The sequence below is a fragment of the Candidatus Ruthia endofausta genome (genome assembly GCF_013342985.1).
Classification (GTDB): Bacteria; Pseudomonadota; Gammaproteobacteria; order PS1; family Pseudothioglobaceae; genus Ruthia; species Ruthia endofausta.
On sequence record NZ_CP054490.1, the window covers coordinates 854,207 to 869,816 of the forward strand.

General features: G+C 36.0%; 19 protein-coding genes and 1 other RNA gene. 6 read left to right on the plus strand and 14 right to left on the minus strand.

Annotated features, from left to right (window positions below; translation table 11 throughout):
- The first annotated feature begins 51 nt into the window (after window positions 1-51).
- From nadB to HUE58_RS04860, 4 genes are all read left to right on the plus strand, one after another.
- Window positions 52-1,611: an L-aspartate oxidase gene (gene nadB, locus HUE58_RS04845; RefSeq protein WP_174605886.1), complete on the plus strand. Its 1,560-nt coding sequence runs from the start codon at window positions 52-54 to the stop codon at window positions 1,609-1,611.
- Window positions 1,605-2,162 (plus strand): peptide deformylase, encoded by a 558-nt coding sequence (gene def, locus HUE58_RS04850; protein ID WP_174606244.1) that lies wholly within the window; start codon window positions 1,605-1,607, stop codon window positions 2,160-2,162. The genes nadB and def overlap by 7 nt, the downstream gene beginning before the upstream one ends.
- 139 nt (window positions 2,163-2,301) lie before the next feature.
- Window positions 2,302-3,843 carry a bifunctional phosphoribosylaminoimidazolecarboxamide formyltransferase/IMP cyclohydrolase gene (purH, locus tag HUE58_RS04855; RefSeq protein ID WP_174605887.1) on the plus strand — a complete coding sequence of 514 codons (1,542 nt, stop codon included), beginning with the start codon at window positions 2,302-2,304 and terminating at the stop codon, window positions 3,841-3,843.
- Between the two features lie 14 nt (window positions 3,844-3,857).
- Complete coding sequence (locus HUE58_RS04860; protein WP_174605888.1) at window positions 3,858-4,271, plus strand: hypothetical protein; 414 nt, start codon at window positions 3,858-3,860, stop codon at window positions 4,269-4,271.
- A gap of 11 nt (window positions 4,272-4,282) precedes the next feature.
- Here HUE58_RS04860 and dbpA read toward each other — a convergent pair whose 3' ends face one another.
- Complete coding sequence (gene dbpA / locus HUE58_RS04865; protein ID WP_174606245.1) at window positions 4,283-5,668, minus strand: ATP-dependent RNA helicase DbpA; 1,386 nt, start codon at window positions 5,666-5,668, stop codon at window positions 4,283-4,285.
- A gap of 156 nt (window positions 5,669-5,824) precedes the next feature.
- Here dbpA and ssrS point away from each other — a divergent pair.
- Together ssrS and HUE58_RS04875 are read left to right on the plus strand one after the other, a co-directional pair.
- Window positions 5,825-6,002, plus strand: a non-coding RNA gene (gene ssrS, locus HUE58_RS04870) — 6S RNA.
- Between the two features lie 21 nt (window positions 6,003-6,023).
- Entirely contained in the window at window positions 6,024-6,575 is a 552-nt protein-coding gene (locus HUE58_RS04875; RefSeq protein WP_174605889.1) for a 5-formyltetrahydrofolate cyclo-ligase, read from the plus strand.
- A 173-nt stretch (window positions 6,576-6,748) separates the two neighbouring features.
- On the opposite strand, the gene HUE58_RS04880 is transcribed toward HUE58_RS04875, so the two are convergent.
- The 13 genes from HUE58_RS04880 to HUE58_RS04940 form a co-directional block, all read right to left on the minus strand.
- Window positions 6,749-6,997: a hypothetical protein gene (locus tag HUE58_RS04880; protein WP_174605890.1), complete on the minus strand. Its 249-nt coding sequence runs from the start codon at window positions 6,995-6,997 to the stop codon at window positions 6,749-6,751.
- Between the two features lie 61 nt (window positions 6,998-7,058).
- The gene (locus HUE58_RS04885; RefSeq protein WP_174605891.1) at window positions 7,059-7,247 is read right to left on the minus strand and encodes a hypothetical protein; all 189 of its coding nucleotides are present in this window, start codon (window positions 7,245-7,247) and stop codon (window positions 7,059-7,061) included.
- A gap of 242 nt (window positions 7,248-7,489) precedes the next feature.
- Window positions 7,490-7,771 carry a hypothetical protein gene (locus tag HUE58_RS04890; protein WP_174605892.1) on the minus strand — a complete coding sequence of 94 codons (282 nt, stop codon included), beginning with the start codon at window positions 7,769-7,771 and terminating at the stop codon, window positions 7,490-7,492.
- A gap of 14 nt (window positions 7,772-7,785) precedes the next feature.
- The gene (locus tag HUE58_RS04895; RefSeq protein WP_174605893.1) at window positions 7,786-8,280 is read right to left on the minus strand and encodes a hypothetical protein; all 495 of its coding nucleotides are present in this window, start codon (window positions 8,278-8,280) and stop codon (window positions 7,786-7,788) included.
- A gap of 62 nt (window positions 8,281-8,342) precedes the next feature.
- A complete protein-coding gene (locus HUE58_RS04900) occupies window positions 8,343-8,540 on the minus strand; it encodes a hypothetical protein (protein ID WP_174605894.1) in 198 nt (65 codons plus the stop codon).
- Between the two features lie 229 nt (window positions 8,541-8,769).
- Window positions 8,770-9,951 (minus strand): UbiH/UbiF/VisC/COQ6 family ubiquinone biosynthesis hydroxylase, encoded by a 1,182-nt coding sequence (locus HUE58_RS04905; protein WP_174605895.1) that lies wholly within the window; start codon window positions 9,949-9,951, stop codon window positions 8,770-8,772.
- Window positions 9,951-11,270, minus strand: a complete 1,320-nt coding sequence (gene pmbA / locus HUE58_RS04910) for a metalloprotease PmbA (protein WP_174605896.1) — start codon at window positions 11,268-11,270, stop codon at window positions 9,951-9,953. Before pmbA ends, HUE58_RS04905 begins: the two co-directional genes overlap by 1 nt.
- Window positions 11,271-11,277: 7 nt before the next feature.
- On the minus strand, window positions 11,278-12,036 hold the full coding sequence (locus tag HUE58_RS04915) for a sulfite exporter TauE/SafE family protein (RefSeq protein WP_174605897.1): 759 nt from the start codon (window positions 12,034-12,036) through the stop codon (window positions 11,278-11,280).
- Window positions 12,036-12,884 carry a CorC family transporter gene (locus HUE58_RS04920; protein ID WP_174605898.1) on the minus strand — a complete coding sequence of 283 codons (849 nt, stop codon included), beginning with the start codon at window positions 12,882-12,884 and terminating at the stop codon, window positions 12,036-12,038. Before HUE58_RS04920 ends, HUE58_RS04915 begins: the two co-directional genes overlap by 1 nt.
- 29 nt (window positions 12,885-12,913) lie before the next feature.
- A complete protein-coding gene (locus HUE58_RS04925) occupies window positions 12,914-13,219 on the minus strand; it encodes an RnfH family protein (protein ID WP_174605899.1) in 306 nt (101 codons plus the stop codon).
- Window positions 13,209-13,940, minus strand: a complete 732-nt coding sequence (hisA, locus tag HUE58_RS04930) for a 1-(5-phosphoribosyl)-5-[(5-phosphoribosylamino)methylideneamino]imidazole-4-carboxamide isomerase (protein WP_174605900.1) — start codon at window positions 13,938-13,940, stop codon at window positions 13,209-13,211. Before hisA ends, HUE58_RS04925 begins: the two co-directional genes overlap by 11 nt.
- Window positions 13,941-14,523: 583 nt before the next feature.
- On the minus strand, window positions 14,524-14,955 hold the full coding sequence (locus tag HUE58_RS04935) for a VOC family protein (RefSeq protein ID WP_174605901.1): 432 nt from the start codon (window positions 14,953-14,955) through the stop codon (window positions 14,524-14,526).
- Window positions 14,956-15,158: 203 nt separating this feature from the next.
- Window positions 15,159-15,533 (minus strand): hypothetical protein, encoded by a 375-nt coding sequence (locus HUE58_RS04940; RefSeq protein ID WP_174605902.1) that lies wholly within the window; start codon window positions 15,531-15,533, stop codon window positions 15,159-15,161.
- Window positions 15,534-15,610 lie beyond the last annotated feature (77 nt).

Genomic DNA, 15,610 nt, shown 5'->3' on the forward strand with positions numbered 1-15,610 from the left:
AACGAATTAAAAAGGGATTATGCCAACAGTATTCATTTATCGTTAATACCTATGCCAAAACAACATCATTTTGACGTTTTAATCATTGGTACAGGCAGTGCAGGATTAATGAGTGCACTACAGTTATCAGGTGATTTAAGTATTGCATTGATTGCCAAAGACAAACTATTGGAAGGTAGTTCATACTATGCACAAGGCGGTATATCTGCCGTGCTAGATATAAATGATAATTTCACCACACACGTGCAAGATACCTTATCAACTGCAAAAGGCTTAGGCGATAAAACTGCCATCCGCTTTATGGTTGAAAATGCACCTAAAGCCATTGCCTCATTAGAACACTCAGGTGTTGAATTTACTAAAGATAAAGATAATTACCACTTAACCACTGAAGGTGGTCATAGCCATAGAAGAGTAGCGCATGTTGCTGATAAAACAGGACAATCAATCCAAATTAATTTGTTCAAAAGCGTTAAAGCAAAAAATAACATAACGCTTTTTGAAAACTATATTGCCATTGATTTATTAATCAAATCCCACGACTGCCATGGCGCTTATATTCTTAATAAAAATACTCACCAAGTTGAAAGTTTTATTTCCCATAAAACCATTATTGCCACAGGTGGGGCATCAAAGGCTTATCTTTATACCTCTAATCCAGATACCTCAACAGGTGATGGTATTGCCATGGCGTATCGAGCAAAATGTATTATTACCAATATGGAATTTACCCAATTCCACCCTACTTGCCTTTACCATCCACATGCAAAATCTTTTTTAATTACCGAGGCGCTTCGTGGTGAAGGTGGTAAGCTGGTTTTACCAAATGGTAAAGCTTTTATGCATGAATTTGATGGTCGAGAGGAGCTTGCACCTCGTGATATTGTTGCTCGTGCAATTGATGCACAAATAAAAATCTATGGGCTTGATTGTGTTTATTTAGACATTTCATTTAAAGACAAAAATTGGATTAAGCAACACTTCCCAACCATTTATAAAAAGTGTCAATCACTTGGTATTGATATCGCTATAGATGCCATTCCTGTTGTACCTGCAGCGCATTACACTTGTGGTGGTGTGCAAACTAATCTCAATGGTCAAACCAATGTGGACAATCTATATGCCGTTGGCGAGGTGGCATACACAGGTGTGCATGGTGCTAATCGTATGGCGAGTAATTCTTTGTTAGAATGCGTGGTATTTGCCAAATCTTGTGCCAATCATATCAATCAACAATCAACAACATTAACGCATAAAAAATTTAGCCAGTGGGATGCCTCTAGAGTGGCGCTTTCAAAAGAAAAAGTGGTGGTATCCCACCTATGGGATGAAATTCGCCGTATTATGTGGAATTTTGTTGGCATTGTGCGCTCTAATAAACGCCTAAAATATGCACAGCACCGCCTAGATCAAATTCAAGCAGAAGTAGACGATTACTACAAACTTTATTTAATCTCTAGTGATTTAATTGAGCTAAGAAACCTTGTTCAAACCGCACAATTAATTGTTCAATCTGCAATTTCCAGAACAGAAAGCAGAGGATTGCATTACAATGAAGACCATCCACAACAAGCACAACAAGCAACTAACACTGTCATTAAAGAATCATGATTCTACCCATTCTAAACTACCCCGATAAACGCCTAAGAATCAAAGCCAAACACGTGGACTCGGTTGATGAAACCATACAAAATTTAATCAAAGATATGTTTGAAACCATGTATGCTAAAGATGGTATTGGCTTAGCTGCCACTCAAGTTGACCGACATTTACAAGTAGTGGTAATCGATGTGCCGGACTCACAAAATGACTATCAATTATTATTAAAAAATCGCCAAAATGACTCATACAAGCAGCCAAAAAGGCAACACCCTTTATATTTTATCAACCCAAAAATTAAAGAAAAAGATGGGCAAGAAACACACACCGAAGGCTGCCTATCTGTGCCAGATTTTCAAGCAGAAGTACAACGCGCTAATCATATTAAAGTTGAAGCGCTCAACGAAAAAAGTGAAGTATTTACCTTGCAAGCAACCGGGCTACTTGCTATTTGCATCCAGCATGAACTGGATCATTTAAAGGGTATTTTATTTGTTGATTATTTATCCAAACTCAAGCAAAAACGCCTACTAGAAAAAACAAAAAAGATGATTAAAGGCTAGTCTGTGTCAGTCCAAATTGATTCGTACAAGCTCAATTCGAAAGTATTAATCGTGGTACATTAAAGAAAAAAATTCAACGATACAAACTCTAACACTTTATAATTATTTTTAACTACCTGTCAAATTTTAAAGGAATAAAATGTCTATACAACGCGCCTTAATCAGTGTTTCTGATAAAACTAGATTGATTGATTTTGCCCAATTTTTAGCAGATAAAAATATCGAAATTATTTCCACAGGCGGCACAGCCAAACTGTTGAATGAGCATCATATTCCAGTCATTGAAGTATCAGACTACACAGGATTTCCTGAGATGATGGCAGGTCGAGTTAGAACCCTTAATCCTAAAATTCATGGCGGTATTCTAGCGCGCCGTGGGCTTGATGAAGGTGTGATGATAGAAAACGACATTAAGCCAATTGATTTAGTTGTGGTTAACCTTTATCCATTCCAAGCAACGATTGCTAGGACTGACTGCGCGTTGGAAGATGCGATTGAAAATATTGATATTGGCGGCCCAGCAATGCTAAGATCGAGTGCCAAAAATCATGCATCTGTGACAGTCGTGGTAGATGGGGCGGATTATCAAAAAGTCATGAGTGAAATTAGTAAATCAGGCAATACCACGCTTGAAACTCGAACCAAACTAGCTCTTAAAACATTTGAACATACAGCAGCTTATGACGGTGCTATTGCCAATTATTTAGGCAAAGGCGAAGATGGTTTTTCTAATACCATCAATCTGCAATTTAACAAGATTCAATCAATGCGCTATGGGGAAAATCCACACCAAAATGCTGCATTCTATGTTGAGAATAATATCACTGAGGCCTGCGTAGCATCCTCAACGCAATGCCAAGGTAAGGAGATGTCATACAATAATGTGGCAGATGCAGATGCAGCGCTTGAGTGCGCACGCAGTTTTGATGAGCCGTGTTGCGTGATTGTTAAGCACGCTAATCCATGTGGTGTTGCCGTACGTGCTGACATTTTTAATGCTTACGATGACGCTTTTAAAACCGATCCAACTTCGGCATTTGGTGGCACTATTGCTTTTAATCGTAACCTAGACAAAAAGACAGCACAACGTATTATTGAGCGTCAGTTTGTTGAAGTCATTATTGCACCTAATGTTGATAATGATGCTAAAGAAGTATTATCAGCCAAACAAAATATACGTGTACTAAAATGTGGCGATTTGAACACAGCAAACCCTTCGCTAGATTATAAGCGTGTGACTGGTGGCTTGTTAGTACAAGATAAGGACTTGGGTATTATCACAGAAGATGATATTAAATGTGTCAGCAATTTAGTACCCACTAAAAACCAAGTTAAAGATTTATTATTTGCTTGGAAAGTCGCCAAAGCGGTTAAATCAAACGCCATTGTTTACACTAAAAACCAGATGACCATTGGTGTTGGTGCAGGTCAAATGTCTAGAGTCTACTCTGCTAAAATCGCTGGCATTAAGGCGGCTGACGAATCTCTCACTGTTAAAGGTTGTGTAATGGCATCCGATGCCTTTTTCCCATTTCGGGATGGTATTGACGCAGCAGCACAAGCTGGCATTAAAGCCATTATTCAACCAGGCGGCTCAATGCGTGATGCCGAAGTTATAAAAGCAGTAAATGAGTATGGTATTGCAATGGTATTGACAGGCATGCGTCACTTTAAACATTAACTGGAAAAATAACCATGTCAGTCAAAAAAATTAAGGTCTACCCACAAATAAATACAATGTCCATCGTTGGTGGTAAGCTTGATGCGCTTACGCAGGAATATGAAAATACTAAAGATTTAAAGACAGCGCTAGAGGGTTGGGTGAACATGATAAAAAAATATGACTCAGTGGGTTATTATCCCTTGGTTAAGCCTGAATTCATTAGTGAAGTGTTGGTAGGTGCATTCTCTAATATCAAACTAACCAAAAAAGCGGTTATTGCAGACAATAATTATCAAAACATAAGTGACTATCCTCAATGCAATCGAGTGTTTCAATTACCCAATGAAATTAAAACCCAAATATTAAAACGCCTTAGCGGGTATTTTGTCAGCTATCAGACAGATAATTGGGAAATACTAAGCGTTGAATCTATTGACAATCCTTAAATGCTAAATATTTATGAAAGAATTCTTACTTTAAACGACCTGCCTTTTAATTTATCATGACTTATCTTTCTTAATGCAGTTTTAACCAATTCTGAACTGACCGCAACATAAGACCAATGGCTAAGTATATTAATCTTACCAATCTTCTCAAAAGTAACACCCCCTTTCCCAGTCAATCCACCCACAATGTCACCTGGGCGTAACTTTTGTTTTTTACCGCCATCTATCTTTAAGGTTGTCATGGGTGGTTTTTTAATGGGTTTATTTAAGTAATGCTCACTTGGTAGTGAATCAGGAATAATCTCATTCCCAATACCTAACTCCAACGCATTGAGTTTGTAAGTTTCTCTATCACTATACAAAGTACAAGCAATGCCAGTACGACCTGCTCTGCCAGTACGACCAATGCGGTGTGTATGGACTTGCTCATCATGAGCAATGTTAAAATTAATCACCATATCGAGTGAGTCAATATCCAAACCACGAGCTGCTACATCAGTTGCCACAAGAACAGATACGCTTTTATTAGAAAATCTAATCAATGCTTGGCCGCGTTCTCGTTGGTCAAGATCGCCACTCATTGCCAATGCGTAAAATCCATAATAAATTAACTCATCAGTCACTTCTTGCGCATCGCGCTTGGTATTACAAAAAACTAAACTAGATTCAGGCTTGTATTTTGCCAATAAAAGCCTCAAAGCTGTCATGCGCTCATCATCCGTATTGATTTTGTAAAAATATTGCTTAATAGTCGATTCTTCGTGTATTGATGGTGCTCTAACCATAACGGGGGACTTCATCACGCGTTGCGCAATACTGGCAATAGTATCTGGATAAGTCGCACTAAATAATAAAGTTTGTCGATTGACAGATATTGTTTCAATAATACTATCAATGGATTCTTGAAAACCCATATCTAGCATACGATCTGCCTCGTCAAGTACCAATGTACTAACCTGATTCAATTTAAGCGTGCCTTTTCGCAAATGCTCTTCAATGCGCCCAGGCGTACCCACCACGATATGAATACCATGTGCTAATGAGCCGATTTGTGGCCCAAAGGGCGTGCCACCACACAGTGATAAAATCTTAATATTATGAATGGCTCTAGCAAGTTTTTGAATTTCAACTGCCACCTGATTAGCCAACTCACGAGTTGGACACAAAACAATGGATTGTACTTTAAACGATTTAATATCCAATTTTTGCAACAAACCCAAGCCAAATGCCGCCGTTTTGCCCGAACCTGTCTTGCCTTGTCCAATTACATCTTTGCCAGATAGAATGGCTGGCAAACTCAACTGCTGAATAGGCATCATTGAATCATAGCCCAAGGTGTTTAAATTTTTAAATAAATCTGGATGTAAATCCAATGAAGAAAAATTAGTTGTGTTCAAAATATAATAAAGGTCAATTAGTATAGGATAAATTTTACGCCAATCTTTCATGTTAAAACCCTCATACTGCTAACCTGAAAATAAAATTTATCCATTCCAGATATGTATTTTTTTATAAAAAATTCAATACAGCGTCTGAAAAAAGAGGATAATAATATTTATCCGTTGTGTTTGTGATTGGTATACCCTGAGCCGATAAATAAATACATCAGGAAATGCGATAGCTTACTATTGAGCAAGCCCATCTTGAAATGGGAAGCCTGCGGTAATCTTCAAACTTCCGCCTTGAGCCTTATGGTTCAGGTTTTCTTCAACACGGCACAATGGACTTTTTTTAAAAGTCTTAATTCTTATTATGCAAGCATTAAGACTCACACTCAGACAAAAAAGACGTGCTATTAGTCACAGTAATCGAGAGAAATTCGCCAAACGCTTATTCTCCCAAATACAAGAATTAACCACTTTTAAACGCGGACAAAAAATTGCCATTTATCTACCAAACGATGGTGAAATTGATACTAAATATATCACTAACTTTTTAAAAAAACAAGATTTTAGTGTCTGTTTACCAATATTAGATAATAAAATCCTTAAATTTTCAAAAGTTAATAGGCATTTCAAAAAAAATCGATTTGGCATTAAAGAGCCTATTTCTACCCAAATTTTAAATGCCAAACAAATGAATATTATCTTCATGCCACTGGTAGGCTTTGATAAAAACAAAAACCGAATTGGCATGGGTGGCGGCTTTTATGACCGCACACTGGCTTTTACAAAATGCCAACAAAATTATAAAAACCCAAAGCTTTATGGCTTGGCATTTGATTGTCAAAGAGTGGATAGAATAAAAACCCAAACATGGGATATACCGCTTGATGCAGTCATTACTCCTAGTGATATTTTTTAGATAAACCAACTGTCTTTTGGTGCTACCTAATGCAATATATTAAAAAAAAACAATGCACTAGATTGATAATAACTGTCAAATACTAAATACCTAAAAAATATCTGGTTTAACAAACCTTAAATCAGTTGAGCCTAAATCAATGCGTTTAATAATCAAACCAGCATTATTGGCAATCAAAGCCGTTGCACCTCTTGCATCAAAATATCGGCATTGCCTAGTAAAATAATGACTACTTGGTAGCCCCCATCAAAAACATGCTGCTTAACTCTAAATGGCAACTTGCTTGGCAAGATTCTATATTTCGACTTACTACAACAATCATTCAGCAGATAGGAATTTTTAATATACCTCTCTGCTTCATTTGCAACAAGAAAATTCGAAACCTTAAAAATTAATAACAATGCTATTACAGATTTTATCATTACATTAAACCTACATTCTGAAAATACATTTCAGCTAAATTGAAACGAGAATAATCGTCTCCTAACTCCATACCCTTCTTGAAATATTTAGTTTTATGCAAGATTTTTTATCATTAATTAAAAACTTAAGTTTTTCTTTTGCTTGTGTTAAATAACCTCTATGCGCATTATTGCTATCTAAATAATCAATTTTTTCTTGATTTAAAAATTCCTGATAACTCTCAATAATATCTAATTTTTCTGCTTTCAACAATTCTGACGGTCTGCTTCTAATATAAGAACTCTATATAGTGCTTCCTCGCTATAAATACCATCAGGGTATTTTTCTAAATATTCATCATAATAATCTTGCTTGTCTTTTTGTGTTGCTGTATCTCAATCTTTATTATCATAGTTATGTTCAATAACTATTAAGTAGTCATTATACGAAGAGATGTCTTTAAGGTTAAATGTTTTCATGATCGCCCTCAAATGATCCATTCATAAAAGACTTTACTTTATTATCAACCTTCTGTTGAGTTTTGGTTTTTCATCAGTCTTATCGTTTTCTTGCACTACTTGAATAAATTCTGGAACTAAGCACAGACTCTTATCTCTAGTTTTTAATACTGCTACAATTTCTTGTTTGGTATTAAGTGGCTTGTTACTTCTGAATTTAAGATTGTGACTAATATTACTCGTATCATTATTATAAATTAACTCATAGTTGTTTAAATATAGTGCCTCTGTATTGCCATAATTTAATATCTTAGATGCTTCACTTTCGCCATTCAATCTAAATGAAACTCTTAGTCTAGTTTGTGCTCCATAATTGCAGAATTAATCCCTGATGATCCAACTGCTTGAGTTGATAAAATCAGATGAATGCCAAAAGCGCCACCTTCACCTTGCTTAACAATGTTTTCTAAAATATCATTAATTTCTTTTTGCTGAGAGTAATCACCTGTAAATAATTTATACACTTCATCAATCACTAATATTGTATGTGGGATTGGTTTATTAGAGTTTAAAGCGTTGTATTCATCAATACTGGTATATTTTTTAGCAATTTCGGTAATGATGTTTTTAAAAAATACACTTTTACCAGGCCTTGCTGTACCAACAATAAATGCATAAAAACTTTCTGATTTATAACCTAGAAAAAAATCAATACTTTGTCTACCATCAGCGCTGATGGCAAGTGGTGCAGCAAGGAAATTTTTACTTTGATAAGTATTGCTCATATCAGTTTGCAATAAATCAAACACCTTGTCTAAGATTTTTTGTCGACCATCTTGGGCCAATACTCGACTTGAATTGATGTTTTTCCATTAGTGCTAACAATGGTTCTAAGGTTGGGTATTTTTCACGTTTGGATCAGTATTGCATCCATAGCAACAAACATGTTTGCCATTAGAGAGTTTAAGTTGATTCTTCTCAAGCATAAGATTGATACTACCCAAAAGTTTATCAAATAGATTTTGTTAATGGTGTCTAACTGAGAATCTGGTATGTTGATAACACTATCAGCAAAAGCTTGTTCTTGGGTGGTTATAACACGCATATTTTTATAAGTAATTAATAGTTATAGTATATTACTATAATATTGGTATTTAATTCATAGGAGTCTTTTGGTTGGTTTAGAGGGTTTTTTCTGGGTTTAATGCAGGGGTGGGTCTTATTTTAGGTAGGATTTTTTACCAAGTAAACTTAACTACTTAAAATGACTGAGAAATTTAATAAAATGGATTTAGAATAACAAGAAAAATTAGTGGATTTTTTACAAGTAGCTATTAAATATTAAACGGTGTATTGCCTGAAGCTTGTTTTTGCAAGAAAGACTTTAAAGTCGAGCTTTCGTTGATTAAATTCATACCAAAACCACGTAACCACCTAAGTGGCTCGTTATTTTCTTTATAAATCCAATTGAGTCCAGTCATGGTTTTTGCCATGAGTTCATTGTCCAATCTTCTGGTTCTAGCATATTTTCGTAACACTAAATAATCGCCTAAAGATTTATTATTAGATTGTAATTGTTGTGATAATTCTGCAACATCAGAAAATCCTAAATTAACGCCTTGACCTGCAAGGGGGTGGATGTTGTGTGCGGCATCGCCAATTAATGCTAAATTATTTTGCACATAATCTTGTGCACTACGCTCAATAAGTGGAAAAGCTTGAATATCGCTAACAACTTTAAATCGACCAAATCTATACTCAACACCTTGGGAAAGCTTGTCAGCAAACTTCTCAGTTGAAAGTTGCATAAGTTCATTAGCTAAATGATTTTCTGCCGACCAGACAATAGATGCTTGTGTGTCACTTAAAGGCAGTAAAGCAATAATACTGTCTGACAAAAAGCGTTGCCAGGTTGTATTTTGAAAACTTTGCGATGATTCAATATTGCAAACAATGGCTTTTTGTTGGTAATTATTCTCAACGTATTCAATGTCTGCCAATTCTCTAACGTTTGATTTAGCACCATCTGCACCAATCAATAAACTACATGCTACCTGCTGATTATTATCCAAATCAGCTTGATAGCCGTCATCAATTTTATGAATGGCAGTTAGTTTTGTACGAATAAATTCAATATGGGCTTTTTCTAATGCCGCATACATTGCAGATTGTATGGCATCATTCTCAATAATATAGCCCAATTGATCAACGCCCCCATCTTCTTTGTGAAAATCTAAACTACCATGAGAATTTTGATCCCAGACATGAGTATCAGTAAACGTATATTTACGCTTAATTAATCCCCACACGCCAATATTTTTTAAAAGTGCCTCTGATTTAGGCGTAATTGCACTAACGCGTGTATGGTGCTTATCTTGTAATTCTGGATTGGGGCAGTTAGGCTCAATAATAACAATCTTTAAGCCTTTATTAATCATAGATAAAGCAAATGCTTGTCCTACCATGCTGCCGCCGATAATGGCAATGTCGTATTGCAAATTGTTTTCAGCGTGCATTAAGCCTCTCCTGCGATGGTCATCTGATTCACTAAAACAGAACCAACTTTAATATTACTACGGTGGTCAATATCTGAACCAATGCGCTCAACGCCTAATAGTATTTCTTTAAGGTTGCCAGCAATTGTAATGCCTGACACTGGATATTGAATTTTGCCATTATCCACCCAAAAGCCCAAAGCACCACGAGAATAATCACCTGTTATGTCATTTACACCTTGTCCCATCAACTCAGTTACTACTAGGCCTTGGTGCATGTCTTTAATCATCTCATCAAGACCACCTTCGAATCCGTGCTCAATCATCACATTATTTATCCCACCTGCATTTGCTGTGGTTTTAAGACCTAGTTGATTGGCTGAATATTGTCCCATAATATAACTTTGCACTTGGCCATCTTTGACAAAATATTGCCGTCTTTTTAACACGCCATCTTGGTCAAAGGGCTTAGCACCAATAGTTTTTTTAATCAATGGATTTTCTAATAAACTAATGCCACTAGGCATTACCTTTTGCTCAATACTGCCTAATAAAAATGTTGATTTTTTATATTGACGAGCGCCACTTAATGCACTCATTAATTGTGCAAATAATCCACCAGACAAGCGTGGTGTGAAGATAACTGAACATTTTTGTGAGATCAGTGATCTTGCACCAAGTTTATTAATGGCCAACTTTGCCACTTTTTGACCGATAGCCTCTGGTAGTTCTAAATCATTACTATCTAATGCTGATGTATATTCATAAGCCGTTTGCATATCTTTGCCTTGTTTGGCGATAATGGAGCAATGAAGCGAATGCTTAGCACCTTTTTGTACTGCCATCATGCCATGCGAGTTTACATACAAACCCTTGCCTTGAAAACTTGATAGTTCGGCACCATCTGAGTTGTTAATATATTCTTGTTCTAATGCTTTTGCTTCACAACGCATGGCCAATTCAATGCTATCACTTGGATCTAGATTCCATGGATAGTACAAATCTAAATCAGGTGGATTAAATGCCATTAATTCTTTTGGTGCTAAACCATTAAACTCATCATTTTGTGTATATTTAGCAATTAGACAAGCAGATTCAATAGTTTTGCTAATGCTCTGTCTGCTCAAATCAAGACTGGATGCGTGTCCTTTTTTATTGCCCATATAAATATTAATATCAAAACTCTTGTCTAAGTGATATTCTAAAGTTTCAACTTTACCTAATCTGACAGCAGTAGAAATACCAGAGCTCGAACTTAACGAAATTTCATAATCAGTAATATCATGCTTTTTTAATAAATCAATAGCAAGTTGCGCGGTGTTTTCTAATGAGGATGACATGATAGAATTATACTAAATAATCAAAATCTGTAGGCTTGAAAAAGCTTATAACACCATGCGAATGATTCATACGCATGGTGTCAAATATCATAGATTTAATCGGCATCCACAATGCCATAATACCCAATACAATAATCAATAAGCCAGATAAACGCCGAATCCAGGGTTTTTGAATTAAAAGACCCAATTGGGTAGATAGACTTGCCATTAACAACAGGCTTGGTAATGTCCCTAATCCAAATGCCAGCATAATTAAACCACCTTCAAGCATCGAGCCAGACAAAACAGCAAAACTAAGCGCACCATAAACCAATCCACAGGGAATAGCACCCCATAATAAGCCAGTAAAAAATGCACTTCTAAGATTTCTGATTGGCAAAAACTGTTGAGTTAGTGGCTGTAATTTTGCCCAAAGTTTAGTGCCAAATTTTTCTAATATTTGGATGCTGGATGACCAATTTCCTATATACAGTCCTACCATAACCATCAACACACCTGAAAATATTCGCAAAACCTTATCAAACACATTCATTTGTAATGTTTGTACTAGTAAAGTGCCGATTAAGCCAAAAATAGTCCCCATCAGCATATAGCTTAAAATTCTACCAAGGTTATAATTCAAATGAAAGAGTACTACTTTTTTTGGATTGGCTCTCACTTGGGGGTCAAGCCCAGCACTGAGCATACCTACCACACCACCACACATACCTAAGCAGTGCACACCACCTAATAATCCCATTAAAAAAACACTAATAAAAATATCCATTAAGTATTACCACTACCCAACGAGCGTTCTACTTCAAGCAAATGAATGCGCCTAGAGTCAGTTTTTAAAATTTTAAAATCAAAGCCTTGTAGTGATATTTCATCCATCTGCTCAGGCAAACGAGTAAAGCCCTTAATGACCAAGCCAGCTACTGTATCAATATTTTCGACTTGTAATTTCACCCTAAAGAACTCATCAAATTCTTCAATAGGGGTGTTGGCTTTGAGTAAGAATCTACCTTCACCAAAATCAATAATGTTATCTTCTTCTAAATCGTGCTCATCTTCAATCTCACCCACAATTTGTTCTAATACATCTTCAAGTGTTATCAAACCTGCAATTTCGCCATACTCATCCATCACAATTGCCATGTGTGATTTTTTTTGTTGAAAATCTCTTAACAATGCACCAAGAGTTTTGCTTTCTGGCACAAGGATAGAATCTCGCAAATACTCTTTATAATTAAACTCAGACTTTTGGTCGCCTGCTAAAAACTCAAGCAAATCCTTAGCTAAAATCACACCTTGAATTTTATTCTTATTGCTATTAATAATTGGAAACCTAGAGTGTGAAGATTTAATCATAATATCAAGCAATTCTTTAGTGCTTGCTTGATGCTCAATCATCACCATTTTTGATTTTGGCACCATTACATCGCGCACTTCTAGTTTTTCAAGCTGCATCGTACCTTCAATAATTGAGCGAGAATGGGAATCAATGACATGGTTTTCCTCCGCTTCTTTGAGTACTTGTAAAAGCTCATCACCTGAGCGTAGCGGCGTATGCAGGCAGCGTTTTTTAAGTCTTTGTAAAAAGGAGAATTTCGATAGGAGTTGTTTTTCGTTCATTAACGTTTATGTAGATTTAAAACACTATTTTAACAAAGTTCAAGTTTCTTACCGCCACGCATCTTTTTACCTTGTGCAGCCCGCTCCTTGCGCACTGCTTTAGGGTCAGCAATCAGTGGACGATAAATCTCAACTCGGTCTTTGTCTCTAAGTATTGTATCAAGTTTGGCAATTTTACCAAAAATACCAGTTTTGTCTTTAATAAGATCAACCTGCGGATAAATATCCAATATGCCAGATACCTCAATCGCTTGCTTTAAAGTCACCCCTTCGTTCACTTCTAGCTCAAGTAAAGTCTGCTTATCTCTTAAAGCGTAGGCAACCTCAATTTGCATCGCAAAATTGTTGTGCTTGTTTAAAATCAAGCGTGCCTTCATAAATCGCCCGTCCAGTAATCGCCCCCATAATGCCAAAGTGTGCCTCAACTAATAATCCAGAGATGTCTTCCATATTAGTAATTCCGCCCGAGGCAATAATGGGAATTGAGGTTTGCTTAGCAAGATTAACTGTGGCTTTGACATTCACTCCCTGCATCATGCCATCACACGCAATATCTGTATAAACAATAGAACTCACCCCGTCTTGTTCAAATTTTTTCGATAAATCCACCACATTCAAATCCGTTTGCTGCGCCCAACCCTGTGTTGCCACCAAACCATCATTCGCATCCAAACCCACAATCACCTTGCCAGGGAATTCACGACACAACTCAGATACAAACTCAGGGTTTGTTACTGCCATCGTACCAATAATCAAATAACTAATGCCCACTTCGATATAAGTATTCGCAATCTGCATATTACGAATACCACCTCCAATTTGCACTGGCAAATCAGGAAATGCTGATACGATTTCAGTCACACTAACCGCATTGACGGGTTTGCCTTCAAACGCACCATTAAGATCCACCAAGTGTAATCTGCGCGTACCTTGCTCTACCCACTGCGCCGCCATTTCAACAGGGTTATCAGAAAATACTGTCGTATCGGTCATCAAACCTTGTCTTAAACGAACACATTGACCATCTTTTAAATCTATTGCTGGAATAACAACCATATTTTCTCTTAATTATTGTGTCAACAATATCCAATCATTTCAAGCAAATATTGCTGATTAGAATTTTCACCACTTTTAAAATCTGACAAAAAATCCTAGTGTATAGGTGCAATTTATTAATCAAACCCTCTAAATAACCACTTATTTTTTCTTATCTTTTTAGTTACGTATTATAGCTTTTAGATCCTTACTCACTCTATAAGTTTTACTGCTCAATATCATGATTTCTTTAGCCAAGTAATGCTTCTTTTAGCAATAGAAGAGTGCATTTAACGTTATGTTCAAGCAATAACCTTAAGAATATAAGTGAAGTTTTATAAAACATTTATAATTTTTAGACATTATCTCCTCCTTTATCCTTATTTATATCAAGATCAAAGGAAATACTATACCTAAGACTTAATCCAAATAGAAATTACGCTAAAACTAAAGCCTAAATCTATTAAATCCATAAATAAAGAAATAAGCTCGGACATGAAAAAGCCATTACTAACGTATAAAAAATACGCTGTGGTTTACTTTCAAACATTTTATACCTCTTATACCTCTTATACCTCGCTTAATTAGTAACTATTATGAGTACTTACCATTCACCAATGATTGGCATGTTAACCCATGATTCTTGTATTTCCAATGCATCACCCTCTTGCAATAGTTCAATTGATATATTATCAGGTGAGCGCACAAAAGCCATATGCCCATTTTTAGGCGGAAAATTAATAACAACATCCGCATCCATCAATCGCTTACATGTCTCATATATATTTTTTACTCTAAATGCCAAGTGTCCGAAATTTCTCCCTCCGGTATATTCTTCTTTATTCCAATTGTGAGTAATTTCAATTAATGGTGGATTTGCATGGTTGGCATCTTCATCTGCTGCCAAAAAAATAAGCGTGAACTCTTCTTGGGGATAATCTTTCCTGCTAACTTCAATCAAACCCAAAACATCGCAATAAAACTGCAAGGTTTTATCAAGATCAGTTACTCTAATCATAGTATGTAAGTACTTCATATTTATTTCCTATTGCTCACAAAATTGAATCTTCTCAATTGATTTAAAACTAGTAGGGATTTTCCCCAAAACAATTTTTTAGCATTTTGGCATTTTTTACTTGTGCCAAGCAATCCAAAATACAATAACACCGTCAAACATTCATCCAAAATCTAAACATAAAAACATTTTATCACCTTTTTTAATTGATTAATGAAAGCTAATTAAACTATAGAACGAGTAAGAGAGGATATTTGAGAACGCTTAACTTCTTCCTTAACAGCAAGACGCTCAGGAGTATTATCATCAGCAAGAGTATAAGCATTATCCTCACGAAGGATCTTAAGATTCATAAAATCCGCAGGCATATCATGCTCGTATTTACGATCATAATATGTAGGAGGACGCATTTTCTTACCACGAACAACAATAGAGTCAGCAGGATAAACATCAGATTTAAATTTATCATACCATCCAGAACCAATACCAGGTTTTAAAGACATAGTACTATATTCAGGTAGAAGAGACCAAACTTCACCAGTAGCATCATCAACACAACGATAATGGTCGTCCTTACGACGACCATTAATCTTTTTCATAACATAAGGAGTCACATAAGCAGTGGACTCAAAGGTGACAGACCCAACAGTAGTGAAACCCTTTCCCCAAAGGGTTT